The sequence below is a fragment of the Streptomyces sp. NBC_00289 genome (genome assembly GCF_041435115.1).
Classification (GTDB): Bacteria; Actinomycetota; Actinomycetes; order Streptomycetales; family Streptomycetaceae; genus Streptomyces.
This window is the reverse complement of sequence record NZ_CP108046.1, coordinates 5,485,604-5,509,997: the sequence shown is the minus strand read 5'-3', so window position 1 is coordinate 5,509,997 and position 24,394 is coordinate 5,485,604. Positions and strand designations below refer to the sequence as shown.

Sequence of the window (24,394 nt, the reverse complement as noted above, 5' to 3'; positions counted from 1 at the left end):
CTCGCCCCACCATGCCCTCGGGGGGAGGGAAGGAACCCAAGACGATGCCCGTACCCGTACCGCGGCAGAGAGCGATCCCGGCCGTGGAGAGTGGTCAGGCGCCGGTCGCGTCACCCAGCGGCCGCTCCAGGGAAGAGGCCCCGCGCACCGAAGCCACGGCCGCGATGCCTGCCGGGACGACGGCCGGTACCGCCCAGGGCACCACTCAGCCCCACCTGACGCTCCTGCTCATAGAGGACGATCCGGGCGGCTCGACAGCCGTGCCCGAACTGCAGGACGCGGCCGGCAGGCCGATCCGCATCCGTACCGCCCGCAACCTCACCGAGGCCGAGCGGCTGCTCACCGACGACGTCCACTGCATCCTGCTGGACCTCGCCCTGACCGCCCCCGGCCTGTCCGGTGACGACGAGGAACTGGCCGTACTCAGGCACGTGCTGCGGCTCGCGCCCCGGCACGCCGTCCTCGCGCTCACCGCGTCCGGCGACGCCGAACGCGGCACGGAGGCGGTGCGGGTGGGCGCCCAGGACTACCTGTTCCGGGACGAACTGGACGCTCGGCTGCTGAGCCGCGCGATCCGCTACGCCGTGGAGCGCAAGCGCTCCGACACGGCCGAGCGGCGGCTCGCCGAGGGCCGGATGCGCGCCCAGGAGAACCGCCGACTGGAGCGGGGCCTGCTGCCCACGCCCCTCCTGGAGGGCTCCTCCCTGCGCTTCGCGGCCCGCTACCGTCCGGGCCGTTCGCGTGCCCTGCTCGGCGGCGACTTCTACGACACCGTCCGCACCCCGGACGGCACGGTGCACGCCATGATCGGTGATGTCTGCGGCCACGGGCCCGACGAGGCGGCGCTCGGCGTGGAGCTGCGCATCGCCTGGCGGGCGCTGACCCTGGCGGGTCTGTGCGGGGACGAACTGCTGGGGACGCTGCAACAGGTCCTGGAGCACGAGCGCTCGGACGACGAGATCTTCGCGACGCTGTGCACGGTCGACATCGCGCCGGACGGCCGTCGCGCGGGCCTGTGCCTGGCGGGCCACCCCTCGCCGCTGATCGCCCGCCCGGGCCGGCCGGCCAAGCTGCTGCCGTACGACAACAACGGCCCCGCCCTCGGCCTGCTGCCGGGAGCCCGCTGGCCGCGTATGCAGGTGGAGCTGGGGGCCGAGTGGAGCCTGATGCTCTACACCGACGGTCTCATCGAGGGCCACATCGGCCAGGGCCGGGAACGCCTCGGCCAGGACGGCATGGTGGAGATGGTCCGTCGCCAGCTCGCCGAGGGACTGCGCGGCGAGGAGTTGCTGCGGGCCGCGGTCAACGAGGTCCGCGACCTCAACGGCGGCGAGCTGACGGACGACGTGGCGGTACTGCTCCTGGACCGGACGCCGTAGCCCCCACGCCGGCCTCGGATCACAGACACGCGCCCGGCCCACGGACGCGCCCCGGACGACAGGTCACTTGGCGCACACCGCACAAAAGGGCCACGCCGGACGGCAGTTCATCCGGCGCGGGCCGGACCACGGGCAGCAGTCGTACGCGAGCGAAAGCCGTGCCGTCGGCGCCGGCGTACGACGGGGCGGGGCTACCGTCCGCCGTTGTACGGCCCGTACGGTCCGTCGCTGCTGGAGCCGCCGCCTCGGCGGCTGCGGCCGCCACCCGGCAGACCGCGCAGGGCCGGGCGCACGTCGACCATGTACACGATGGACGCGACAAGGCCGATGATCGGCAGGAACGACAGGATCGGGAAGATCAGGCTCACCACGAAGGCGATGCCCAGGATGATCAGCCAGAACGGCTTGGTCTGCTTGTCGGCCGCGCGGTAACCGTCCTCGCGGCGCACGGCGGCGTCGAGCAGTGCGAAGCCGCTGAACAGGATCATGGCGACACTCAGCAGCCACATGAACCCTGCGAACCCCTGCATCAGCACAACGTCCACCACCCGAATCGGCTTGTCTTCACGCGGTCACCGTACCCGTTCCCGGAACCGTCACCCGGAGAACGGGCCGGGCACTCCAGGAGTGCCCGGCCCGTACACCTGCCCCGGTGCCTACTTGGCCGGCGGCGTGGTCTTCTTGGCGGTGGTCTTGCGCGCCGGGGCCGGAGCCGGAGCCTTCTTCGCGACGGGCTTCTTGGCCGCGGCGGACTCGGCCTTGACCGGGGTCGGCTCGGCCTTGACGGGGCCCGGCTTCGGGGCGGGCGTCTCGGTCTTGACCGGGGCCGGCTCGGCGTTCGGCTCGACGACGATCGCGAGTTCCTCGATCTCCTCGGCGGCCTCGCCACGCCAGGTCTTCACGGCCTGCTCGCCGTGCTCGGCGACCTTCTCGTAGGTCTCGCGGGCCTTCACGGCGTACTCGGCGGCGACGCCGACACCACGCAGGGCGATGTCCTGGGCCGACTCGCCGAGCTTCTTGAGGTCCGCGTCGAGCGTGCTGCCGAGCTTCTTCAGGTCACCGTCGAGGGTGCCGAAGAACTCGCCGACCCTGGCCTGCAGGCTCTCCTGGGCCTCCTTGGCCTTGGCACTGGCCTCCTTGGCCCGGGCGGCCGCCTTCTCCTGCACGGCCTTCGGGTCGGTGCCGCGTACGGCGTCGATGCGGGCCGGCGCCTCGGCGCGCAGCTGCTCCACCAGGCCGGGCACCTTCTTGGCCTGCTGCAGAGCCAGGTCGGCGGTGCCGGCGGCGAAGTAGAACGGAGTCGGGTCGCTGAAGGTCTTGCGCAGGTCGTCGGTGATGGCCATGGTGATGGTCCTCCCGTGTTTCTTTCGGCTGAGGGTTTTTGAGGTCCGCAGTCGGGCGGCCGGTCCCCTGGTCCGGATCAACTGGCCGTCTGCTGCGGATCGATGTCACTGGTACCGCTACTGCTGGTGATGCCGGTGTCGCCCGTACCGTTCGCACTGCTCTCGCCGGCCGCCTCGCCGATCTCGAATCCGTTCTCCTTGCGGAAGGACTCGTAGATCTGGAGCAGCACCTGCTTCTGCCGCTCGTTGAGCGTGGGGTCGGCGAGGAGGACCGCACGTGTCTCCACCTCGTCCCGGTCCCGCTCGGCGTCGAGGATGCCGGCCCGCACGTACAGCGTCTCGGCGGAGATCCGCAGCGCCTTGGCGACCTGCTGCAACACCTCCGCGCTCGGCTTGCGCAGCCCGCGTTCGATCTGGCTCAGATACGGATTGGACACCCCGGCGGCGTCGGCGAGCTGCCGCAGCGACAGCTGCGCCGTGCGCCGCTGCTCGCGCAGGTACTCACCGAGATTGCCGACGTTGAGCGATGCCATGTCTCCACAGTGCCGCATCGGCGCTAACTATTGCAAGCATCCGCTTGCAATAGTGCGCCACGCCACTCGGTCGGCGGTCCGCGCCCACCCGTTCGGACCCCAGTACCCACTCGTTCGGCCCGACACCCGCCTTTCTCCGGACAGGTCGCCCCGCTTCCGGTGGCTCACCGCGGTCCCCTCGCGCCGCCGAGCCACTCCTCCAGTGTCGCGAAGTCCTGGTCGGTGAGCCCGTACCGGTGGTCCACCCGGTGCAGGAGGGCCGGTCCGGGATGGTGGGCGGCGGTCCAGGTCCGGTCCTCGGCGGTGATCTCGTCGTCGACCCAGATGAAGGGACGGCCGGCCGCCCAGGCGACGAGGGGTCGGGTCTTCCAGTGCAGCGCGCCCGGCGGCTCGTCCTCGTCCGGCCAGTCCACCAGCGGCAGCGGGGGCAGCCCGAGCCAGGGCGCCACCACGACGTTCGCCTCCTCCAGCCAGGTCGTGGCCCACATCAACTCGCAGCCCAGAGCGAGCAGCCGCGGGCCGAGCGAGGGATCGACCCGGCTCAACAGGGGGTGCGCGGTGGACCGTACGACCGCGGTGGCGGGCGCCGGGTAGCGCGGGTACGGCCTTGCCGCCCCGAAGGGGATCAGCGTCCCGTCGACGTCGAGGAAGAGGAGCATCGAGGAACAGCATCGTCCAGAGCGGGCGCGCGGTGAAGCACGCGGCCCGCGAAATCGCCGACGACCGGCCACCGACCGTCAACCACCACCGACCACCCCCAGCCGCCGCTGACCACCCGCGATCAGAACGCCGGCGAATGGAACGGCAGGGATCAGACCGGCAGGGGTCAGACCGACAGGGATCAGAACGGCAGCGGCCGAGCGTGCACGACCTCCAGCCGCGACACCGCCCGGGTCAGCACGACGTACAGCCGGTGCAGGCCCCGCGCCTCCGCCTCGGCGATCGCCGCCGGCTCGACGGCGACGACGTGGTCGTACTCCAGGCCCTTGACGAGGCTCGCCGGCACCACGGCCACCCGGGCGCCGAGCTGGTCCGGGCCCGCCGCGTCGATGCCGGCCGCGTCGAGGGCCTCCCGCAGCCGGGGCACCTCCGCGTCGGCCGCGACGACCCCGACGGATCCCTCCCCGGCCAGGGCGTGCCGTACGGCCGACACGACCGCCTCCGGCACCTCGTCCGCCGCCACCCGCCTGATGGCCAACTCCCCGTCCCGGCGCAGGGAACGGCCCGCCGGCACATCCACGTCGAGGCGTTCCAGGAGGCGGTTGGCGAGCGTGACGACGGCTTCGGGGACCCTGAATCCGGTGGTCAGGGGGACGACGGCCGCGTCCGGCCTGCCGAGGTGGCGCAGGGTCGCCGGCCATGACCGCGCGGCCCACGGCGTGGTCCCCTGGGCCAGGTCGCCGAGAACCGTCAGCGATCCGAAGGCGGCGCGGCGGGCGATGGCCCGGCACTCCATCGGGGAGAGGTCCTGGGCCTCGTCGACGACGAGATGGCCGTACCCCGCCGGATGTTCGACGAGGCCGGCCACCTCGTCGAGGAGGACCAGGTCGGCGGCCGACCAGCGCGCCGACCTCCACGACCGCGGCGGCCGCGCCCACAGCAGGGCCCGCTGCTCGTCGGTGTCCAGCAGGCCGTCGGCGGCCCGTGCCAACGCCCGCGGGTCGGTGAGGAGTTCGGCGACGACCTCTTCCGGCGTCACCCGCGGCCATACGGCGTCGACGTACGCCCCGACGGGCCGCGCCCGCGAGATCGTCCGCGCCCAGGCGTTCGGCTGCGGCCCGGCCCGCCGCTCGGCCTGCGCCTGGAGAGACCGCACGACCCGGCTGCGCACCCGCTCCCGCCCCACGCCGTACGGCGGTTCCTCGGCCCGTACGGCGGCCACGATCCGTGTCAGTTCCGCGGTCTCGACCCGCCACCGGTAGGAACCGTCGGCGACCACGACCGGGGTGACGCCGTCGGCCGACACGCGCGCGTAGAGCGCCCGGCGCAGCACCTCCGCCATCCGGGCGTCGTGCTTGACGACGGCGGTCCCTTCCTCGTCGGCCCCCGTGACCGGCCGCCGGGCGATCTCGTCCTGGACGGTGGACTGCCGTACGCCGGCCTCGCCGAGGGCGGGCAGTACCTCGGAGATGTAGGAGAGGAAGGTCCGGTTGGGCCCGAGGATCAGCAGTCCGCCGCGCCGGATGCGTTGCGGGTGGGTGTAGAGCAGGTACGCGGCCCGGTGCAGGCCGACGGCGGTCTTGCCGGTGCCGGGGGCGCCCTGCACACAGACGGAGAGGGCGAGTTCCCCTCGTACGAGATGGTCCTGGTCGGGCTGGATGGTCGCGGCGATGTCCCGCATGGGACCGACGCGCGGTCGCTCGATCTCACGGGCGACGATGCCACCGGGGCGGACGTCCGTCCCGGAACCTTCCTCGGGCTCCGGCACGTCCAGGTGTTCGTCCTCCAGCCCGGTGAGGTCGGCGGAGTCGCCGCGGCTGCCCGGGGCCCAGCCGAACCTTCTCCGTACGGCGACGCCCTGCGGGTCGCGGGCGCTCGCCTGGTAGAAGGCGCGGGAGACGGGGGCGCGCCAGTCGACGACCAGGGGCGGGGCGGCGGGGTGCTCGGTGATCCGCAGCCGTCCGATGCGGTAGCGCTGTCCCGAGTGGTCGCCGGCGTCGGCGCTCCGGCCGAAGTCCAACCGTCCGAAGAACAGGGGCCCTTCGGGCAGTTCCCGTAGTTCCTTGGCCTGGCTGCGCAGGCGGTGACCGAGGACTTCGGCGTCGGCGCCGGATGCCGAGACGTCCTCGCCGGTGACGACCTGTTCCTGAGCCCCGTCGATCATGGCGGTGAGCGCGGCACGGCAGAGGTCGTGGTGGGCGCGTTCGCGGTTCAGGGAGTCCCGGAGCGAGTCCTGGAGGTCGCGGTCGGTAGACGTCATGGGTTCAGGATACAGAGACAACGTAACCGAGTAACGTTTTTTACCGCGTCTCACACCCGTCCACCGGCTAGGCGAATCGCGGCAGCCCCGCCGCCAGCAGCCCGAACGCCCGCTCCGCCGCCGCCACCGCGTCCCCGCGCACCTCCGCCACCCGCTCCCCCGCCGTGATCCGCCGCCAGTTCTCCTGCGCGAGGACCCGTCGTACGGCGATGATCTGCCCGGCCGCGAGCCGCGCGTCCAGGTCGTCGCCGAGGGCCTCGGCGAGCGCCGCCTCGGATCGCTCCAGGTAGCCGTACATCCGGGCGACCAGGGACGGGGTGCCATAGAGGAGCGCGTAGAAGGCGCCGACGCGCGGGTCGTCGTTGAGGCCGGTGATCGGATCGCATCGCTCCAGGCCGTCCAGGAAGTGCCGCCGCAGCGCGTCGAGCGGCCGCGCCTGCCCGGCCACCACCCGCGCGGCCTCGCGCTCGTGGTCGGAGATCCGGTACAGGACGAGGTCCTCCTTGGCCGGGAAGTACCGGAAGAGGGTCGGCTTGGAGATCTCGGCGGCGGCGGCGACCTCCGCGACCGAAACGGCGTCGAAGCCCCGCTCCAGGAAGAGCCCGACGGCGATGTCGGACACGCTCTCGTACATCCGCCGCTTCTTGCGCTCACGCAGGCCGCTCTCACTCATGCCGGTGAGCCTACGCACCGGGGGTCCGGCCATCGCTTGACCTCAAGCCTGCTTGAGGTCGAAGACTGCATGCACGCGCATGCACCTGCATGTGCGGCCACGAGCCGTCCATGAAGCCCGCGCGACGGGGTGACACGGACGTGCGGCACGTGGCACATGAACACCGTCACTTGAGGGATTCGTCATGCGAGCAGCACAGGTGAAGGACTTCGGCGGCCCGGAGGTCCTGGCCCCGGTGGAGCTCCCGGACCCGGTCCCGGGCCCGGGAGAGGTCCTGATCGACGTCGCCTACGCGGACACCATCTTCGTGGAGACCCAGGTGCGGGCGGGGTGGGGCCGCGACTACTTCCCCGTGACACCGCCGTACGTCCCGGGAGGCGGCGTCTCCGGAGTGGTCGCCGCACTCGGCCCCGACACCCCCGAGGAGTGGCTCGGCCGCAGGGTGACGTCCTTCGTCCAGGGCAGCTACGCCTCACGGGCGGTCGCCGCGTCCTCCGCCCTGACGGCCGTACCGGACGACGTGGACCTCCTCACGGCGGCGGCCCTGGTGCAGGACGGCGTGACGGCGGCGGGCGTACTGGAACTGACGGCGGTGACCGCCGGCGACCGGGTCCTGGTCCTGGGCGCGTCCGGCGGCATGGGAACGCTGCTGATCCAGCTGGCCCGGGCCCGGGGAGCACGCGTGGTGGCGTTGGCTCGCGGTCCCGAGAAGCTCGCCCTGGTGCGGGAGTTGGGCGCGACCCTGGCCGTCGACGCCGGCCCGTCCGACTGGCCGGAGCGGGCCCGCGAGGCCCTGGGCGGCGCGGCGGACGTGGTCCTCGACGGAGTGGGAGGCGACATCGGCACCGCGGCCTTCCCGCTGACCGCGGACGGCGGCCGCTTCTCCGCCCACGGCGCACCGTCCGGCGGCTTCGCCTCCATCGACGCCGACGCGGCCGACCGCCGGGGCATCACCCTGTTCGGCATCGGCGACGTCCGGTTCGCCCCGGCCGAACTGCGGCGCCTGACGTCGTACGCCCTTGGGGAAGCGGCGGCCGGGCGGGTGCGACCGGTGGTCGGACAGGTGGTGCCGCTGGAGCGGGCTTCGGAGGCGCATGCGCTGATCGAGGGGCGGGGGGTGGTGGGGAAGGTGGTGCTGGAGGTGTGAAGGTCCGGCGCGCGGTCTCGTGCCGCACCCCCTACGCGGACCGCCGAGCCAGTTGCCACAGATCGTCGAAATGCTTGTTCCACATGGAAACGGCTGCCTCAGCGGCAGCCGTGCCTTCCCCCGACCACACGTTGAGTTCGGCTCTGTAGCCCTTGGGGTCGTAGTACTCCGGGCCCTGGGGGTGCAGGCGCGATCGTGTGGAAAGGTCGTACAAGCCGTGCAGCACCTGCTGCCGGTTGAATATGCATACCTTGTCGCGCGGTATCCCCGGGTAGAAGCGGTACTCGCACTCCACGACCACGCGGCGGGTGGCGGTGAGCTGCGCCGCGAGATTCGACAGGGTTCCGTCGTATTCGTCGCAGCGCCGTTCCAACCGCTCCCGGTAGGCTGGGTCGTCCTCCGGCGCCTCGGCGAGGCCGACCTTGGACGGCACGAGCATCGGCTGCTTGAAGTCCGGCACCAGCATCCGGATCGAGACTCTGGTGGGGCCCGGATGGACGCGGAGGTCCTCCAGCCGGTCGGCCAGTTCGTTGAAGAGGGTCTCGCCCGTGTAGCCGAGAAAGCTGATCTCCACCCTCCGCGCTCTGAATGCCTCGCTGACGAACGTCCCGAGCTCGCTGGATTTCACGAGCGCCCGCGTCGGCACCCGGATCGACGCGGACAGATCCTTCACCTGGTCGTACAGCACGTAACCGACGAGACTGAGCAGCGCGCCACCGAGGTATGCCTTGCCCTCCAGGGCATCCCCTACCGGCTTGACGAACTGGGCGATCACACCGGTGGCGAAAATGCCGAGCAGCCCGACGCGGGTCACCACGGACTCGATGCGTTCCTGATAGCGCTTCAGCCTCCGCCCCAAGCCGTCATCGCCCGCACCGCTCGTCCCCTGGGACATGCCTGACCCCCTTCGCGCGTCGAAGCGACGGAGGCGACGTGCGACGTCCCATCAAGCGAGATGTGGCGTCACGTCATATTTCGTTGTCCACCCCCGCCTTGGCATGGCCATGATCTCCCTAGGTCAGGACGCGGGCAAGATGAGGATTCGTGGCCGGCCCCGCAGGCATGCCGAGCGAACCTTTGGCGGCCGCCAGCGTCATCGCGTACGACTGAACAGCCCGGAGGACGTTGGGGGCGTCCAGGTTGGCACCGGTCACCAGGCGGTCGAGATCCACATACGCGGAACGGACGATCTCGATCCATCGGTACACCCGCCAGTCGTCCCGCCAGTTGCTGGTGCAGGCGCGGGGCATGAGGCGCTCCCAGCGGTTGAACATGCGGTCACGGATCTCCGGCCGCGTCGGAGTGAGATGCATGTGCCGGACCAACTCGTACAGAGGGTCGCCGACGACGGCCATCTCCCAGTCGATGATGGTCAGAGCAAGCTTGTCCTCGCGCCGCACGAGGTTCCACGGATTGAGGTCACCATGCAGTAGGGCCGGGTCTCTCTCGGTCAAGCGGTGCCGGGAAAGGATCTGGCCGAGCCGGTCGGCGTCGGGCAGCCCGAGATTCCGGGCCAGCTGCTGTGATTCCTTGGGCAAACCGTCGACCAGCTGGACGAGTTGCTGCGCGAGCCAGTCGTAGAAGCGGCCCTCGCCGGCCGTGGGGTCGATCCGTTTGTAGTCGACTTCGGTCAGCGCACGGAGCTGGTCGACAAGCCGGTCCGCCTCGTGCGGAAGCAGCCCGTGCACCGGATGGCTGGGGGGGTGGTCGATCTCGCGGTGCCCCACGTACGTGTGGATCGCGAAGGGCTCCTTGCGGTAGCTCTTGCCCAGAGCCAGCACTCTGGGTGCCGCCACCTCCACGCGGGAGTCGTGGATCGCCCAGAGCACGGCGTGCTCGCTGAGAAAGCTGCGCTCACGTCTGCAAACCTGCGCCGCCTTGCGCCGCACCACGACCGGAAAGTCGACGCCCGACACCCAGACCACCGTGTTGAGGTGCGCGGTTCCCTTGAACACCCGGTGCGCCGGCGCGGTGCCCTCCGCGACCAGCGCCCGCGAGACGGCGTCGCGGGGAAAATCGGGTTGCTCCGGCACACGCCGGTCCGCCCGCCAGTCGACGAAGCTGCGCACCCACCGCAGACGGCTGCTGTCGTCCTTGCGGGACTCACGCCACCGGAAGAGGATCCGCTCGACCTCACTCTGTCCAGGAACGTTTCTGAGCCTGAGTGGTTCGGCCGCCGTTTCCAGGGCCCGGCAGACCTCTGTCGTCGCCTCGTCCAGGCTCTTCTGGTCCCGGGAGCCTGCCAGGGCCCTGGCAGCCCGCATCACGTCGGGGTAAAGGGACTGCGCCCGCTCGAACAGGACGTACTGACGCAGATCCTTGGACAGTCCGCCAGTGGCAGCAGGACGGACTCGGTGCATCGCCTCCGCCCATGCCTCGATCACCTCCGTCCATTGGTGGGACGGGTACCTCATACGGACGAGGTGGACGGCCAGGTCGTGCAGGGGGTCGCCGTAGGTGGCCAGTTCCCAGTCGACGCAGACCACGGGCGGGTCGCCGTCGTACGGCATGATCAGGTTGTCGCGATGCAGGTCCGCGTGGAGGAGGCTGTACGGCCGCCGCGCCATGGCGGGCACCCGCTCGGCCATCCGCGTGAGGGCGTCCTCGGGAATACCGAGTGCCGCGAACAGCCCACCGAACAGTTCCCAGTTCGGCTTTCTGATCTGCTGCTCAGCGAGGTTCGCCATCGTCTGCAGGAACCCCTGGCTGTCCAGGTGGTTGCGGGGCCAGGCAAGCGGTAGGGGTGGCAGAAGCCCTTTGCGTACCTGGGTCAGCTGAGCCAGTTGCTCGGCCAGCGCGCGGATGAGAAAGCTGTCGACGGGCTTGCCATTGGCGCACACGCTGGAGAGTGGCACGCCTTCCACATAGCTGTGGATCGCGATGTCGTCCTGCCGGGTGAGACACTCGGGGACATGTGGAAGGACACCTCTGATGGCGTCGAGGATTGTCGCTTCGTCCGGCCAGGTCCTGATCACCACGGGTAGCGCCTCGGCGCGTCGCCTCCGCACAGTCACCGACACACCCGGATTCCGGTTCAGGAGCCGCGCCATGGGCTCCGACAGGGGCAGTACGTAGTTCAGGTTGTGGTGTCCGCTGCTGGCTTGCCCCTCGCGGGCGGCGAGTGCCACGAATCGCGCACAGGTGACGGCGGCTGAGGCGCGTTCTCCCGGCAGGTAGCGGGAAGACGGGGATGCGCCCACTGGTCGCTCCGGATACTCGTGCGAGATGGAAGATACGGCAATACTTAAACGCCGAGAGGGTTTGCACGACCAGAGTCCGGCTTGAGTAGCCACAACGGGTGGTTTGGCGCTCTTCTGCGTCAGGTCGTTCGAGGTTGGCGTGTTCGCCATCCCATACGTACGAACGGGAGCGGTTGCTCACGCGGTTCGCGCATGCTACAGCACCCCCTCAGCTGTGACCCGCAGCCCTCGCCTATTCGCCGAGCAGGTTCCAGACCGACTCGAACCACATCTGCATGGCGTTGACGAAGACCGATCCCTGTGAATTCGGGTCGGCGTCCTTCACGTGGTGGGTGAGCGTGGCTCCGACGCCCAGGACGTCGAGGGCGGTGATCACCTCGCCGGTGCCCACGTCCATCTGGCGCTCGATCACCTCGTACATCCCGTGCAGAGCTTCGGCGCCGTTGAGCAGGTACAGCTTGAACGCGGGGATCAGTGGTGCGTGGCGGATCCTCAGGTCGACGGAGGGCACCAGGTTCTCGGTCCGCAGGTCGTTCAGCTGAACCCGCAAGGACTCCGTGTGGCGCTGTGTGATGGCGAGCAGGCGCTGCCGCGGCCGCTCGTCGCCCTCGTCGCCCTTGGCCCGGGGATAGGGCAGGGGCATCGTCTCGTCGGGCAGGAGCATGCGCAGGGCGATGTGCTGGGGCGCGATGTAACCGGAGCGGATGCGCTCCACCTGGAGACGGATGTGCGCGTCCAGGGACTCGGAGGTCAACGTGGAGACGTCGAGAGTCACTTCGGGCTGCTCGAAGGCCTCGCTGATGAGCGGCCCCAGTGTCATCCCGAGCCGCGTCCTGGTCGCCCTGGGCGTGGAGGACTGTATGCGCTGGGTCTTGATCACCCGTGAGCCGCTGCCCTGCCGTGATTCGATCCAGCCCTCGTCGACCAGCTCCCGCAGCGCCCGCTGGACGGTGTCCCGGGAGACCTCGAACTCCGCGGCGAGATCACGTTGCGCGGGCAGGAAGGAACGCAGCGGATAGGTCCCGTCCGTCATCCGGGCCCGCAGTTCACCGGAGACCTTCTGGAACTCCTTGCCGCTCCCACCCTGCCTGCCCTGCCGTGCGGTCACCTGTGGAACGTACCGCTTCCCCGCTTCCGGCAAAACGGCGGTCAACGGCTCCAATTGGCCTCCGTTGACGTCCCCGCGGAGAGTGAGAGAAAGGTGGCGACAAGGACCTGGCCGTCGGGGCTGCCGTGGTGTTCACGCTGCTGATGGCTCAGGCGTGAGACCGGAGGAGTTCGAGAACGGGCTGCAGCGAGTTCACGATCGTCTCGGCGCCCTCGTCCCGCAGGAGCTTCGCCTTGCGCTCGTTACGCGCGTAGCCGAGGAACGGGACGCCGGCCGCGCGGGCGGCCAGCAGGTCGGACGGTGTGTCGCCGATCATCAGAGCGGCTGAGGGAGCCGAGCCCATGGCGCTCAGGGCACGGGTCAGACAGTGGGGGTCGGGCTTGAGGCGGCTGAGCGTCGGGGTGCGGCCGTATATGTGCGGAGCGAAGCAGGGGACGAGATCCCGGCCGGTCAGGTATTTGCGGACACCTCGGGGGGAGTTGTTGGTGGCAATGGCCAGCCGGGTGCCGACAGCAGCCCATGTACGGATCAGCGGGTCGGCATACGGGGTTGGCATCGCCGTGGGCGTGGCCCGGAGCTCCTCCTGGGTCAAACGTTCCTCCAACTCCGCCACGAGGTCACTGCCGGGATGTCTGAGGTCCACAGCGCGCAGAACTACCTGCGGGTCCAGGGACTGCCGTTCCGTGTCGGTCAGCAGGCCGTGCAGGCCCCTGCCTTCGAGCCACTCCACCAGTTCGACCGCCACCCGCTCCGCCGAGTGTCCCGCGAACAGGCGGCAGATCGGTCCGTCGAAATCCCACAGGACGACCCGCGCGTTCATGATCAGGTTCCGGATCCGCTCGGGGTCGAACGCCGGTTGTGCTGCCGCCAGTTCGGTCTGCGTCGTATCAGAGGTCACTAAGAGAGTGTCAGGTCAGTCGTGATGGTTTCCCAGAGGGCGTCGAACCACTTCTGGGATTCCTCCACGAAGGCCGCGTCGCGCTGGCCGGTCCGCTTCTCGAAGGAGAAGAGGAGGGATTCGGTGCCGAGGACGTCGTACATGTCGAGCGTCCCGCTGTCGGAGGTCTCCTCGCGGCGCGTGACCATGTAGTACGCGATCAGCGCCTCCTCCTCGTTCAGGAGGTACAGCTTCACCGGCGGGGTGAAGGGCAGCGCGCGGAACGTCACCCGTACGTCGACGCCGTGCGAGGAGCGCAGGGTCTGCAGGTTGTGCCGCAGGACGTGACCCTGGGCGTTGCGCTGGGCCAGCCATCTCTGGTGGACGGGGTCGGCGTCGCCGCGGCCGTCGACGGGGACCGGGAAGGCGAGGGTGATGTCCCGGGACGGCAGGAGGATACGGACGTCGAGCGACTCGGGGCGGATGCGGCCCTCGTGGATCAGGCGGACCGGTTCACTCAGCGCCATCATGAGCGTCTCGGCCGTCAGACAGGCCGCGTCCACCCGCACGTGCGGCGCCGCGAAGGCTTCTGCCAGGCGCGGGGCCAGTCCCACCATGGTCGGCTGCGGTTCGGCCCGGCCGGCGGCCGGTTCGGCGATGCGCGGCGGGCTGCCCTTGCTCACGTTGCTGAGGAGACCGTCCTCCTGGAGTGCCCGCAGGGCTTGGCGGACGGTGCCCCGCTCCACGCCGAACTCCTCGGCGAGTTCGGCCTGGGTAGGCAGCCGGTCTCCGGCCTTCAGGTCCCCGCCGCGGATGCGTTCCCGCAGGCTGTCGGCGATTTCCTGGGGCGAGAGCTTTCTGCTGCCGTTCACTGCCACGTTCTCCTGGGTCACGACCAAACGCTACAACTTCGATCCATCTATGGGGAGTTGTTTGAAAGTTGTTTATGAGTAGGTACCAAGTGGGGACAACTACTACAGAGTTGGTTGCCAACTTACCGGAGTTGGCGGAAGGTTTGCCTCCTCATCGCCCCACCTCGTCCCGATCCCCTACGACCACCCCCACAACCGCCCCCCACGAACCGCCCGCCCCGGAAGCCCCGAAGGAGGAACCCCATCGTGCCTGTCCTCGCCCTTGTCTCCGCCGTCCTCGTCGTCGGTATCGAGCAGACCGTCCAGGTGAAGTACGGGATCACCGGCATCGTCGGCCTGCTCCTGCTCACCGTCGGCATCAAGTCCAACAGTCCGGCCGTCAGCTCCGTCGGGGCCGTGGTGCTCGCCCTCCTGGTCGCGGGGCCCGCCCTGTGAGGCAGGAGTCACCTGGCCGGCAGCCGTGGGAGACGATCAGTTCGTGAGCACGAGCTCCGAACTGATCGTCTCCCACAGTGCGTTGAACCACAGGTGGGACTGCTCCACGAACGTCGTGTCACGCAGGCCGGCGCCCTGTTCGAAAGCGAACAGCATCGACTGGGTGCCCTCGGCGTCGTACAGCTCGAGGCGCTCGTGGTCGATCTCCTCCGCGCGCCGCGAGAGCGTGTAGTACGCGAAGAGCGCCTCCGCGCCGTTGAGCAGGTACAGCTTCACCGGCGGGGTGAAGGGCAGGGCCCGGAAGGTGACGTCGACCTCGGTGCCGTGCGTGGCCCGCAGTGCCAACAGGTTGTGCCGCAACACCTGACCCTGGGCGTTGCGCTGGGCCAGCCAGCGGCGCTGCAGCCGGCCGTCGACCGAGGGGTCCACCGGAGCCGGGAAGGCGAGGTCGATGTCACGGCTCGGCAGCAGGATCCGCACGTCGATCTTGGCCGGATTCAGCTGTCCGGCGTGGATGCGGCGCAGGGGTTCGCCGATCGCGAGCGTGAGGGAGACCGAGGTCAGACACAGTGCGTCGATCTCGACGTGTGGGGACGCGAAGGCCGTCGCTATGCGGGGCGCGAGGCCCACGGTGGTGGGCAGCGGCGGGGCTGCCGGGCCGGTCAGGAGCCTGTCGAGGCCCAGATCGGGGGCGACCGTGGCCGGGCTGCCCTTCGACACGTTGGTCAGCAGGTGCTCTCCCTGCAGGATGCGCAGGGCCTGGCGTACGGCACCGCGCTCCACGCCGAACTCGTCGGCCAGGTTGGCCTGCGTGGGCATGCGCTGGCCCGGCCGCAGCGCACCGGACCTGATCCGGGCGCGCAGCTCGTCGGCCACCTCGTGATGTGACTTCTGTGGCCGCTGTGACCTCGACCGTCCATTGACGGAGGCATGTTTCGGGTCCACGGCCAAACAGTACAACTTCTCGCCATCTTTCGGCAGTTCGCCGGAAGGTGGTTATGAGACGCTTCCAAACGGAGATAAGTACTGTTGAGTTGGTCGCCAACTTGAGCAACGTGGTCAAACCTTCACAAGGTTGGCCGATCGTTCTCCCTTCCGGAGGGGAGCCGGGAGTCCGATCGGTCCGCAACACAGCCCAGCCACAACTGAACACCGAGGACCAGCCACAACTTCATACAGCGGGCATGCGCAAGGCATGCCGGGTACAGCCACAACCGAAGAGCACGGCCAACAGCACAGCTACGGATGGATCAGCACCAATCCAGTCGCCGACACCGAGGAGCACTCAGAACATGTCCGGGCACCACGGTCGCCCGGACGTACGCAGCAGGGCGTCGGCCTCACGGGCGGCGCCCGCTCGTTCTTCCCGGACCCGGCCCAGTGCCGCCAGCCGCGAGGCCGACTCGTCGCCCAGCCACAGCGGCGCCAACTCCCGGACGTCGAGCGTGAGCTCGGCATCCCGAGTGGTCGGCGCACAGGACGCGCCCTGCGCCGACGCCTCCAGCCGGAAGCGGCCGCCGGCCAGCCCGGTCCCGTCGACGACCTCCAGCACCAGCGAGCCCGAACGGTCGTACGTGCGCGCTTCCAGGGCCCGTACGACGTCGAGGATCCGCACCCACAGCCAGTCGGACTGCGTGCTGATCCTGGCCGCCCTCGGGTCCGGCAGGAAGTGCGGGAGCAGGTCGTCGGGGCCGCGCCAGCCACTCTTGACCTTGGTGATCCAGTCGATCGAGCACAGGTAGTGCCACAGGGCGCGCTCGGCGGCCGGCGTCGACGCGATCAGCCAGTTCACCTCCGCCGTGTTGTGCGGCCGCTTGTCGTGCCAGTTGTCGTCCGACTCGTAGGAGGCCAGCCCCTCGACCTCGCCGTCCGCCGAGCGGTACACGGCGTAGAAGGGCTCGGTCCACGACGAGCCGTACCGGATGGCGCCGGTGTTGACCCGCCACCACACGTCGCCGCGGCTGACCGCGCCCGGCACGGCCCGGCGCAGCCGCTCGTGCAGGTCGGGGCCGAGCTTGCGGACGTCCTCCGCCTCGACGAGGTCGATCCGGCCGCCGTCCTCCGGAACCGGGCGGCGGCGGTCGAGGCCGGTGCGCGGCACGTCGATCGTCCACTCGGTCATCGAGGTGGCGGGGCCGAAGCCGTAGCGGCCGTAGATCGGGTACTCGGCGGCGATCAGGGTCGCGACGACATCCCCGCGCTCCTTGGCGGCCGCCAGGTCCTGGGCCATCATGCGGGTGAGCAGGCCGCGGCGGCGGTGGGTGGCGGTGACCGTGACGCCCGTGATGGCGTCGGCCTGGACGAAGGCCCCGCCGACGGCCGTGAGTTCCTGGGCGAAGGACTTGAAGGTCGCCACGCAGCGACCGCCGTCGAAGGCGCCGAGGTAGCGGCCCGGGGTGAACTGGGCGCGGCGGGCCTCGAGCTCGGTGTCGGACGGGGTGGGCGGGCGCAGGAAGCCGGTGTTCACCGCGCGGAGCCAGTCGGGGAACTCGGTCTCGGTGATCGGGCGTATGTCGATGTCGGGGCGGCTGGTCATGAGGTCACGTTAGGTGGACCGGGGGTGGGTGTCGCGGGGATTTCCGTGCCCCTGCCTCGCGGCTCCGGCCGTCCCGGGTGAACCGGGGCCCGCCCCCTCAGAACGTCGCCCGGATCTCCCCCACCTCGTGCTCCCCGCCCGTCAGCGGTGCCCGGCCGATGCGCTGTACCACCGGGCTCTGCACCCCCATGAGGGTCAGGGTGCGGGCGAGTACCGGGCCCAGCGCCCGGCCGGCCCCGTCCTCGATCTTGAAGGCGAGGGACCGGCCGTCCGGGAGGGCGACCGCCTGGACCGCCTCCGCGCCCATCTTGGACAGGGCGCCGGGGATCTCCCGCATCAGCCAGGTGTCGGGGCGGCGGGTGCCGGCGACGTACTCGGGGTGGGCCCGCATGGCGTCGGCGACCCGGCGTTCGGGGGTGCCGGGGTCGGCGAGGACGAACGCACGGTAGGCGCGGGCCAGGCCGGTCAGGCTGATCGCCATCAGGGGCGCACCGCACCCGTCCGTGCCGACGGCCGCGACCGGTTCGCCGGCCGCTTCCTCCACCACCTCGTGGACGAGCCGCTGGAGCGGGTGCGCCGGGTCGAGGTAGGAGTCGAGCGGCCAGTCGCGGAGCACGCACGCGGCCAGCATCGCGGTGTGCTTGCCGGAGCAGTTCATCACCACCCGGTCGCGGACGGCGCCCGAGGCCAGGTAGGTCTCCCGCTCCACCGCGTCCAGGGGGAGGTCGGGCGGGCACTGCAGTCGGGCGGCGGTGAGGCCGTGCTCGTCCAGCATTTTCTGGACCAGGTCGCGGTGGAAGATCTCGCCGGAGTGGCTCGCGGCGGCCAGCGCCAGCCGCTCGCCGGTCAGCTCCAGGCCGGCCCGCAGCACACCCGCCGCCTGCATCGGCTTGTTGGAGGAGCGGGGGAAGACCGGCGCCGTCACGTCACCCAGTGCCAGCTCCACGGCCCCGTCGGCGTCCAGCACGACCAGGCTGCCCCGGTGCCGCCCCTCGACGAAGCCGGAGCGCACGACCTCGGCGAGGACGGGCGCGGGGGCCGGGGCGGGAACGGACGGGGAGGGTATCGCGGGGGCGGAGACGGACATCGGCGGTGGCCTTCCGGTGCTCGGGACCCGCCCCCCGGGGAGGAGCGGGTACTCGGGACCCCACCCCCGGGAGGGGCAGGGGCTCGGGACCCACCCCGGAAGGGGCCCGGGATCACCGGGCCGCGGCCTCACACGAGCAGGTCGTCGACTTGTGCTTCCCCTTCACGGTACCTGCGGGCGATCTCCGCGCTGCAGTCGTCGGCGGTGCGCTGGAGCCGCTGTCGGCGCCGGGAGACCTGCTGCTCGTACCGCACGAGACGGCCCATCGCCGTGTGCAGTTCGAGGTCCGTGCGGGCGTCCAGGTCGGAGAGCTCGACCTCGCCGAGCATCTCCGCCGCGAGCAGCCGGTACTCCTCGCTGTGCGGGGTGCCCAGCGTCACATGGCGGGCGGAGGAGCGGTACCGGGCCGGGGCGTCGGTCAGGATCTGCGGGAGCCGCTCCATCACGGAGCCCGTCACGGAGCCCTTGCCCAGGTCCACGACGGACACGGGTCCACGCCGGGTGAGTTCCGCGCGCAGGATGTCGATACGGCCCTGCAGCAGCCGCCGTACGTAGCTGAGGTCGGCCTCGTCCCGCTGGGCGTCCCGGCGCAGGGTGCGCAGTTCGGGCAGGCTGAGCGGGGTCAGGTCGTGCTCGGCGTCCGCTGCCAGCAGCGCGCTGTCGGTGCGCTGCAGGGGCGGCCGCAGTGTCCGCAGATCTCCCGCGGCTTCTCCCGCACAGACCTCTGTCGCGCAAATCAACGGGACAGCCCCAGGCGGCCGCCCGGTACTCGGTGTGCTCATGTGCCTCAACCGTCCCCTCGACCGGAGTGTGGAAGCATCGTGCCACCCCAAGTGGCCGCTATGTGACCGAGTGCCCCCGATCGGCCCCAGATGGGGGGGTAAGAGCAAAAAAGAAGCCCCGTACGAGCCACTGCGGACCGCACGGCATGATGGTCGGCATGCGAGCGGTGGTGCAGAGGGTGGACGGCGCGAGCGTCGTCGTGGACGGCGAGACGGTCGGGTCGATCGAGGGCGAGGGGCTGTGCGTCCTGGTCGGGGTGACTCACGAGGACACCAAGGAGAAGGCGGCCCAGCTGGCCCGCAAACTCTGGTCGGTACGCATGCTGGCGGAGGAGAGGTCGTGCTCCGACATCGACGCCCCGCTCCTCGTCATCAGCCAGTTCACGCTGTACGGCGACGCCCGCAAGGGCCGCCGCCCCACCTGGAACGCGGCCGCGCCGGGCGATGTCGCCGAGCCGCTGGTCGACGAGGTCGTCGCCCAGCTCCGCTCGCTGGGGGCGACGGTGGCGACGGGCCGGTTCGGCGCGCAGATGAGGGTCTCGCTGACGAACGACGGCCCGTTCACCGTCCTGCTCGAGATGTGACCGTCCCGACGGAGCCGCGGCGGCTCCTGGGCAGCGGCTCCTGGGGCTCCGGCGGCTAGGGCTCTACGACGACTTCCTGGGCGGCCGCCGTCGTGTCGGCGACGAGGGGCGCGTCCAGCGGTACGTTCCGCTTGACCAGGGCGAGGGCGACCGGGCCGAGCTCGTGGTGACGTACGGACGTCGTGATGAAGCCGATCTTCCGGCCGTCGGGACCCTCGTCCGCGCGCCGGAGTTCCGTGCCCGCCGCCGGCAGGTGGACCTCGCTGCCGTCCAGGTGGAGGAAGACGAGCCGGCGCGGGGGCTTGCCCAGGTTCTCGACCCGTGCCACCGTCTCCTGGCCGCGGTAGCAGCCCTTCTGCAGGTGCACCGCGGTGCCGATCCAGCCCAGCTCGTGCGGGATGGTGCGGTGGTCGGTCTCGAAGCCGAGGCGGGGGCGGTGGTGCTCGACGCGGAACGCCTCGTACGCCAGGATGCCGGCCGGCGGGCCCGCGTTCTCGGCGAACGACTCCAGGCCGGCGCGCGGCACGAAGAGGTCGCGGCCGTACGGCGTCTCCCGGACGACGGCGCCCTCGGGCACCTCCGCGATCGAACCGGCCGGCAGGTGCACGACGGCGAACTCGGCGGTCCGGTCGGTGACTTCGACCCGGTAGAAGAACTTCATCGACTCCAGGTAGGCGATCAGCGCGTCCTGGGTGCCGGGTTCGACGTGCGCCCAGACGGTCTCACCGTCGTCGACGAGGTACAGCGCGTGCTCGATGTGGCCGTTCGCGGACAGGATCAGCGCTTCGGTGGCCTGACCGGTGGGCAGGTCGCTCACGTGCTGGGTGAGCAGCAGGTGCAGCCAGCTCAGCCGATCGTCACCGGTGATGGCGACGACTCCGCGGTGCGAGAGGTCGACGAAACCGGCGCCGTCGGCGAGGGCGCGCTGCTCGCGGAACAGGTCGCCGTAGTGGGCGGCGACGCCTTCGTCCACGCCCTCGGCGGGAACGGCGCCGGGCAGGGACAGCAGAGGGCTCTTCATATGGTCAAGCCTACGACTCGGTAGTTGAACTCTTGGAAGTTGAACTTTTGAGCCGGCAGTCCCGGCATCGGCCGAAGATCGCGAAGTGCTTCATGTCCGTGTCGAAGCCGAAGGTCTCGCGCAGCGTGGCCGTGAAGTCGGCGGCCACCGCGATGTCGGCCTCGATCACGTTCGTGCAGTCCCGGCAGACGAGGTGGATGTGATGGTGCCGGTCCGCCAGGTGGTACGTCGGCGCCCCGTGCCCCAGATGCGCGTGGCTGACCAGCTCGAGTTCCTCCAGGAGCTCGAGGGTCCGGTACACCGTGGAGATGTTGACCCCCGACGCCGTCTTCCGTACTTCCACGAGGATGTCGTCGGGGGTCGCGTGCTCGAGGGTGTCCACGGCTTCCAGCACGAGTTGCCGCTGCGGCGTCAGCCGGTAGCCGCGCTGCCTGAGGTCACTCTTCCAGTCGGTGCTCACCACACCAGAGAGTCTAGGACTACTTGAAGAAAGCGATCCCGTCGTCCGGCATGTCGTCCGGCAGGGCCTTCGCCCAGCGCTCGACGTCCTCCGGGGAGACGACCTTCTTGAGGTGCGCGGACATGTAGGGGCGCAGCTCGACCTCGGGGGTCTGCTTCTCGCCGACCCACATGAGGTCGCTCTTGACGTAGCCGTACAGGCGCTTGCCGCCGGTGTACGGGCCCGAGGCGGCCGTGCGCGCGACCGCGTCCGTGACCAGGTCGATCTGCGGCTTCTGGTGCGCCAGCTCGCCGTACCAGATCTCGACGACGCCGTCGTCGCGGGTCATCGTGACCTCGACCTTGCGGTCGGCGTCGATACGCCAGTATCCGGACTCGGACTCCAGCGGCCGGACCTTGTTCCCCTCGTTGTCCAGCACCCATGTGTGGGAGCGGTACTCCAGGAAGTCTCGGCCGTCGTGCGCGAATTCGACCTCCTGCCCGAAGTTGCACTTCTCGGAGCCGGGGAAGTCGTGCACGCCCGCGCCCGCCCAGGTACCGAGCAGGAAGGCGAGCGGGACCAGGTCCCGGTGGAGGTCGGACGGGATCTCGATCATGATCGGCAGTTCCTAGACGAAGGTCAGCGCTGGCCCTGGTACAGCTTCTTCACGGTCAGTCCGGCGAAGGCGAGGACGCCGACGCAGACCAGAACCAGCAGGGCTTCGAAGAATGCCTCAAGCACGGGGTGCTCCTTGGTGAGCGAGGGTGGGCGGTACAGCGGTGCTACAAGAGCCGGGCCCCACTCTAGTCGGGTGGGGCCCGGCTCTCTCTGCGAGGTGCGGATGCGGCGGGCCCGGCCCCCGCGGAGGGCTCAGCCGAGCAGCTGGGCCTGGAGGACCACCGTCTGCTGGAAGGGCACGGCCGCGGCGGCGCCCTTGCGGGACTGGAGGATCACCGCGTAGACGTCTCCGGCGGAGAGGTAGGCCTGACGGACCTGCTCGGCGCCGTACGGCTTGGGCTCGACGTAGGCGATACGGGAGACCTCCGAGACGGCGGCCGCCTCGGGGAAGCCCTCGTCGTCGACGGCGTCGGCCGCGCCGCGCACCCGGTAGGTCGGGCTGACGAACGGGACGGCGTCACTCGCCAGCTCCGTCTCGACGACGTTCGCCGTGCCGAACTGGAGCAGGTAGACCCGCGTCCGGGTGCCGTCCGGGGTGGTCCAGCCGCGGGCCGCGATGTGCCGCAGGCCGGTGTCGACGAGCTTCTGCCCGAGCTCCTCGCGGTCCTCCTTCAGCGCGAACTCCGCCAGGTAGTCCTTGGTCGCCAGCCAGCCGTCCGAGCCGCCCAGCGCCTTGTCCTCCTTCGCCCCCTCGGGCGCGGGCAGGACCAGGGCGCGCAGGTCGGCGTAGTGCGTGCCGGTCTTGTTGTCGGCGGCGAAGGGGCCGGGGCTCCCGGCAGGCAGCGGCGGCTTGGCGAGCCGGGGGAAGTCCCAGCGCCCGTCCGACTCGGTCGCGAGTCCTGGCAGGTCCGTGCGCTCCATCCGCGTGATCCCGTACGCCGCCGAGGCCCCGACCGCCGCGAACACGAGGACGCCGGCGGTCCAGCGGAGGGCGGCCCGCAGCACCCGGCGGTCCTTGCGCGGCGGGGCCGGAGGCGGGCTGGTGAGGGGGAGCGCGGGAAGGGGCGGTGCCCCTCCGGCCGCATTGGCCGTTCCGGCCACGTCGATCGGGTCCGCCGCTCGGGGCAGATCGATCGTTCCGGCCGCTCCGGCCGGGTCCGCCGTGTCCGGCTGTGTCGTCTGTTGCTGCTCGGTCATACCGATTCCCCCGGCTCGGCGATGCGGTCGAGTTGGGTGCGCAGGAGTGCCGCGACTCCCGCGGTGTCCAGCGGCTTGGCACCGTATGCCGAGGCGGTGACCAGGACGTCACCCACGTACGCGGAGCAGAACATCCGGTCGATGTCGGCGGCGGTGGTGCCGGGCAGCCGGAAGCAGCGGGCGTCGTCGTGGCCCTTGATTTTCGGCCCCTCGCGGTAGAGGTCCAGGGCGGCGAGGAACTCGTTCTGGGCGTTCGCGCTGTTGCGGACCGCGGTCTTGTCGGCCATCCGGGCGAGCACGACGTTCACCGAGAAGATGCCCTCGTCCTGCAGGTAGGCGTACGTCTGGCCGCTGAAGTAGCTGCGCATCGCCATGCCCTTGATGCGCTGCCGGTCGATCTCCCGCTCCAACTGCTTGCGCACGGTGCGGGGCAGTCCGCTCACCGACTCCTTGCGCAGGGCGGTGGCCTGGGCGCCGCTGAGCTGCCCGTGGGAGCCGAACTGCGCGATGTCCGGGCCGCGGACCCAGCCGTCGGTGCCGTACGGCACGAGCTGGCCGGCGAGTCCGGTCCGGGCCGTCGTCGTCTTCTTCCCGGCCTTGTTCCTCGGGAACTTCCAGGTCGGGGCGCCCGCCTCGCGGTCGGCGTCCCGTACGGTCACGACCGTGACGGCCACCCCGGCGACGAGCGCCCCGGCGAGCAGGGCGGAACCGGCGACGGCCACGACTCGGCCCCACCTCACCGGCTTGCGCGCCGCGGTCACCGGCTCCGCCTCCTGTATGTCGTTGCCGTCTCCGTTCACAGCCGCTCCATCTGCCGCTCGGCAAGATCCATGATCGCCTTCTTGCCGATCGGCTTGCTGTCGTAGATCCACATCTCCATCGCGACGTCCCCGCGCCAGGCGTGCGCCTCGGCCCCGTACAACGGCAGGTATCCGGCCTTGGTGGTCGGCTCGGTGTGGACGTACGCCATGCCGTCCCCGGTGCCGGGGATGCCCCAGCTGTCGGTGCCGGCGTCCTTCTCGGCCCAGTCCTGCTGGTTGTTGCTGTTGTCGGCGGCCGCCATGCTGTTCTCCTGCCGGAACTGGACCAGCCGGACGGTCACGCGGTACGTGCTGCCGACCTCCCAGCCGGTGACGGCGGCCCTGCGGAACTCGTCGTTGACGAGAATGCCGAACTCGTCGCCCGGCCGGGTGTAGTCGTCGGCGTAGGCGGCGATGTCCATCCAGCCCCCGCTGCTTGCCAACCAGTCGGGCTCCTTGCTGCCCGCCGGCTTCCTCAGCAGCAGTCTGCGCAGATCACCGTCGGTCTTGACCTTGTGGTCCCGGGCGGCCGAGAGCGGCTCGGGGCCGTCACCCTTCGCCTGCGCGAGGGTCGGCTGCGAGAGCGGGGGCAGCTTGGTCGGCTCGCGGTCGGCCTGGACCAGGTAGCCGGCGCAGGTGCCGGCGACGAGCCCGAGCGCGGCGGCGCCGGCGATCAACAGGGCCGTACGCCCGCGGCGGCGCGACGGCCGGGACGCGGCGGGAGGCTGAGCCGCTTCCCCGGCCCCGGCGGGCGGGTCCGTGTGTACCGGTACAACCGGCACATCAGCTGCTTCTTCTCCCACTTCGGGTACTTCCAAGACGTCCCCCCACGAACGCGAAGCG

Annotated in this window: 25 protein-coding genes; 4 read left to right on the top strand and 21 right to left on the bottom strand. The window is 70.5% G+C overall.

Annotation, left to right across the window (positions count from 1 at the left end; translation table 11 throughout):
* The first annotated feature begins 44 nt into the window (after positions 1-44).
* Positions 45-1,379, top strand: coding sequence for a PP2C family protein-serine/threonine phosphatase (locus tag OG985_RS25040; protein WP_371670573.1), 1,335 nt, complete (start codon positions 45-47; stop codon positions 1,377-1,379).
* 191 nt (positions 1,380-1,570) lie between these two features.
* On the opposite strand, the gene OG985_RS25035 is transcribed toward OG985_RS25040, so the two are convergent.
* The 6 genes from OG985_RS25035 to OG985_RS25010 all read right to left on the bottom strand — a co-directional run bounded on the left by OG985_RS25035 (position 1,571) and on the right by OG985_RS25010 (position 6,848).
* On the bottom strand, positions 1,571-1,909 hold the full coding sequence (locus tag OG985_RS25035; RefSeq protein WP_371670572.1) for a DUF2516 family protein: 339 nt from the start codon (positions 1,907-1,909) through the stop codon (positions 1,571-1,573).
* A gap of 126 nt (positions 1,910-2,035) precedes the next feature.
* On the bottom strand, positions 2,036-2,722 hold the full coding sequence (locus OG985_RS25030; RefSeq protein WP_371670571.1) for a hypothetical protein: 687 nt from the start codon (positions 2,720-2,722) through the stop codon (positions 2,036-2,038).
* A gap of 77 nt (positions 2,723-2,799) precedes the next feature.
* Positions 2,800-3,255 carry a helix-turn-helix domain-containing protein gene (locus tag OG985_RS25025; protein WP_371670570.1) on the bottom strand — a complete coding sequence of 152 codons (456 nt, stop codon included), beginning with the start codon at positions 3,253-3,255 and terminating at the stop codon, positions 2,800-2,802.
* Positions 3,256-3,419: 164 nt separating this feature from the next.
* On the bottom strand, positions 3,420-3,914 hold the full coding sequence (locus tag OG985_RS25020) for an HAD domain-containing protein (protein WP_371670569.1): 495 nt from the start codon (positions 3,912-3,914) through the stop codon (positions 3,420-3,422).
* Between the two features lie 182 nt (positions 3,915-4,096).
* A complete protein-coding gene (locus OG985_RS25015) occupies positions 4,097-6,175 on the bottom strand; it encodes an AAA family ATPase (protein WP_371670568.1) in 2,079 nt (692 codons plus the stop codon).
* Between the two features lie 67 nt (positions 6,176-6,242).
* Entirely contained in the window at positions 6,243-6,848 is a 606-nt protein-coding gene (locus tag OG985_RS25010) for a TetR/AcrR family transcriptional regulator (protein WP_371670567.1), read from the bottom strand.
* A 184-nt stretch (positions 6,849-7,032) separates the two neighbouring features.
* On the opposite strand from OG985_RS25010, the gene OG985_RS25005 reads away from it, so the two are divergent.
* On the top strand, positions 7,033-7,995 hold the full coding sequence (locus OG985_RS25005) for a zinc-binding dehydrogenase (RefSeq protein WP_371670566.1): 963 nt from the start codon (positions 7,033-7,035) through the stop codon (positions 7,993-7,995).
* Between the two features lie 31 nt (positions 7,996-8,026).
* On the opposite strand, the gene OG985_RS25000 is transcribed toward OG985_RS25005, so the two are convergent.
* The 5 genes from OG985_RS25000 to OG985_RS24980 all read right to left on the bottom strand — a co-directional run bounded on the left by OG985_RS25000 (position 8,027) and on the right by OG985_RS24980 (position 14,079).
* Positions 8,027-8,890 (bottom strand): hypothetical protein, encoded by an 864-nt coding sequence (locus OG985_RS25000; RefSeq protein WP_371670565.1) that lies wholly within the window; start codon positions 8,888-8,890, stop codon positions 8,027-8,029.
* Between the two features lie 118 nt (positions 8,891-9,008).
* On the bottom strand, positions 9,009-11,195 hold the full coding sequence (locus OG985_RS24995) for an aminoglycoside phosphotransferase family protein (protein WP_371674487.1): 2,187 nt from the start codon (positions 11,193-11,195) through the stop codon (positions 9,009-9,011).
* Positions 11,196-11,427: 232 nt separating this feature from the next.
* Positions 11,428-12,303: a GntR family transcriptional regulator gene (locus OG985_RS24990; RefSeq protein WP_371670564.1), complete on the bottom strand. Its 876-nt coding sequence runs from the start codon at positions 12,301-12,303 to the stop codon at positions 11,428-11,430.
* 148 nt (positions 12,304-12,451) lie between these two features.
* Entirely contained in the window at positions 12,452-13,123 is a 672-nt protein-coding gene (locus OG985_RS24985; RefSeq protein WP_371674486.1) for an HAD family hydrolase, read from the bottom strand.
* 77 nt (positions 13,124-13,200) lie between these two features.
* On the bottom strand, positions 13,201-14,079 hold the full coding sequence (locus OG985_RS24980) for a GntR family transcriptional regulator (protein WP_371670563.1): 879 nt from the start codon (positions 14,077-14,079) through the stop codon (positions 13,201-13,203).
* Positions 14,080-14,298: 219 nt separating this feature from the next.
* Here OG985_RS24980 and OG985_RS24975 point away from each other — a divergent pair, with 219 nt between their 5' ends.
* On the top strand, positions 14,299-14,487 hold the full coding sequence (locus OG985_RS24975; protein WP_371670562.1) for a hypothetical protein: 189 nt from the start codon (positions 14,299-14,301) through the stop codon (positions 14,485-14,487).
* Between the two features lie 36 nt (positions 14,488-14,523).
* Here the strand turns inward: OG985_RS24975 and OG985_RS24970 are convergent, their stop codons facing one another.
* From OG985_RS24970 to OG985_RS24955, 4 genes are all read right to left on the bottom strand, one after another.
* Positions 14,524-15,438, bottom strand: coding sequence for a winged helix-turn-helix domain-containing protein (locus OG985_RS24970; protein WP_371670561.1), 915 nt, complete (start codon positions 15,436-15,438; stop codon positions 14,524-14,526).
* Between the two features lie 334 nt (positions 15,439-15,772).
* The gene (locus OG985_RS24965; protein ID WP_371670560.1) at positions 15,773-17,023 is read right to left on the bottom strand and encodes a GNAT family N-acetyltransferase; all 1,251 of its coding nucleotides are present in this window, start codon (positions 17,021-17,023) and stop codon (positions 15,773-15,775) included.
* 97 nt (positions 17,024-17,120) lie between these two features.
* Entirely contained in the window at positions 17,121-18,110 is a 990-nt protein-coding gene (locus OG985_RS24960) for an asparaginase (RefSeq protein WP_371670559.1), read from the bottom strand.
* A gap of 128 nt (positions 18,111-18,238) precedes the next feature.
* Positions 18,239-18,892, bottom strand: a complete 654-nt coding sequence (locus OG985_RS24955) for an aerial mycelium formation protein (protein WP_371670558.1) — start codon at positions 18,890-18,892, stop codon at positions 18,239-18,241.
* Between the two features lie 158 nt (positions 18,893-19,050).
* On the opposite strand from OG985_RS24955, the gene dtd reads away from it, so the two are divergent.
* Complete coding sequence (dtd, locus tag OG985_RS24950; RefSeq protein WP_371670557.1) at positions 19,051-19,476, top strand: D-aminoacyl-tRNA deacylase; 426 nt, start codon at positions 19,051-19,053, stop codon at positions 19,474-19,476.
* Between the two features lie 55 nt (positions 19,477-19,531).
* On the opposite strand, the gene OG985_RS24945 is transcribed toward dtd, so the two are convergent.
* The 6 genes from OG985_RS24945 to OG985_RS24920 all read right to left on the bottom strand — a co-directional run bounded on the left by OG985_RS24945 (position 19,532) and on the right by OG985_RS24920 (position 24,333).
* Positions 19,532-20,497: a folate-binding protein YgfZ gene (locus OG985_RS24945; protein ID WP_371670556.1), complete on the bottom strand. Its 966-nt coding sequence runs from the start codon at positions 20,495-20,497 to the stop codon at positions 19,532-19,534.
* 10 nt (positions 20,498-20,507) lie between these two features.
* On the bottom strand, positions 20,508-20,960 hold the full coding sequence (locus tag OG985_RS24940) for a Fur family transcriptional regulator (protein WP_371670555.1): 453 nt from the start codon (positions 20,958-20,960) through the stop codon (positions 20,508-20,510).
* A gap of 16 nt (positions 20,961-20,976) precedes the next feature.
* Positions 20,977-21,552 carry an FABP family protein gene (locus OG985_RS24935; protein WP_371670554.1) on the bottom strand — a complete coding sequence of 192 codons (576 nt, stop codon included), beginning with the start codon at positions 21,550-21,552 and terminating at the stop codon, positions 20,977-20,979.
* Positions 21,553-21,806: 254 nt separating this feature from the next.
* Positions 21,807-22,751 (bottom strand): hypothetical protein, encoded by a 945-nt coding sequence (locus tag OG985_RS24930; RefSeq protein ID WP_371670553.1) that lies wholly within the window; start codon positions 22,749-22,751, stop codon positions 21,807-21,809.
* Positions 22,748-23,551: a hypothetical protein gene (locus OG985_RS24925; protein WP_371670552.1), complete on the bottom strand. Its 804-nt coding sequence runs from the start codon at positions 23,549-23,551 to the stop codon at positions 22,748-22,750. Before OG985_RS24925 ends, OG985_RS24930 begins: the two co-directional genes overlap by 4 nt.
* Positions 23,548-24,333: a hypothetical protein gene (locus tag OG985_RS24920; RefSeq protein ID WP_371670551.1), complete on the bottom strand. Its 786-nt coding sequence runs from the start codon at positions 24,331-24,333 to the stop codon at positions 23,548-23,550. Before OG985_RS24920 ends, OG985_RS24925 begins: the two co-directional genes overlap by 4 nt.
* Positions 24,334-24,394: the final 61 nt, after the last annotated feature.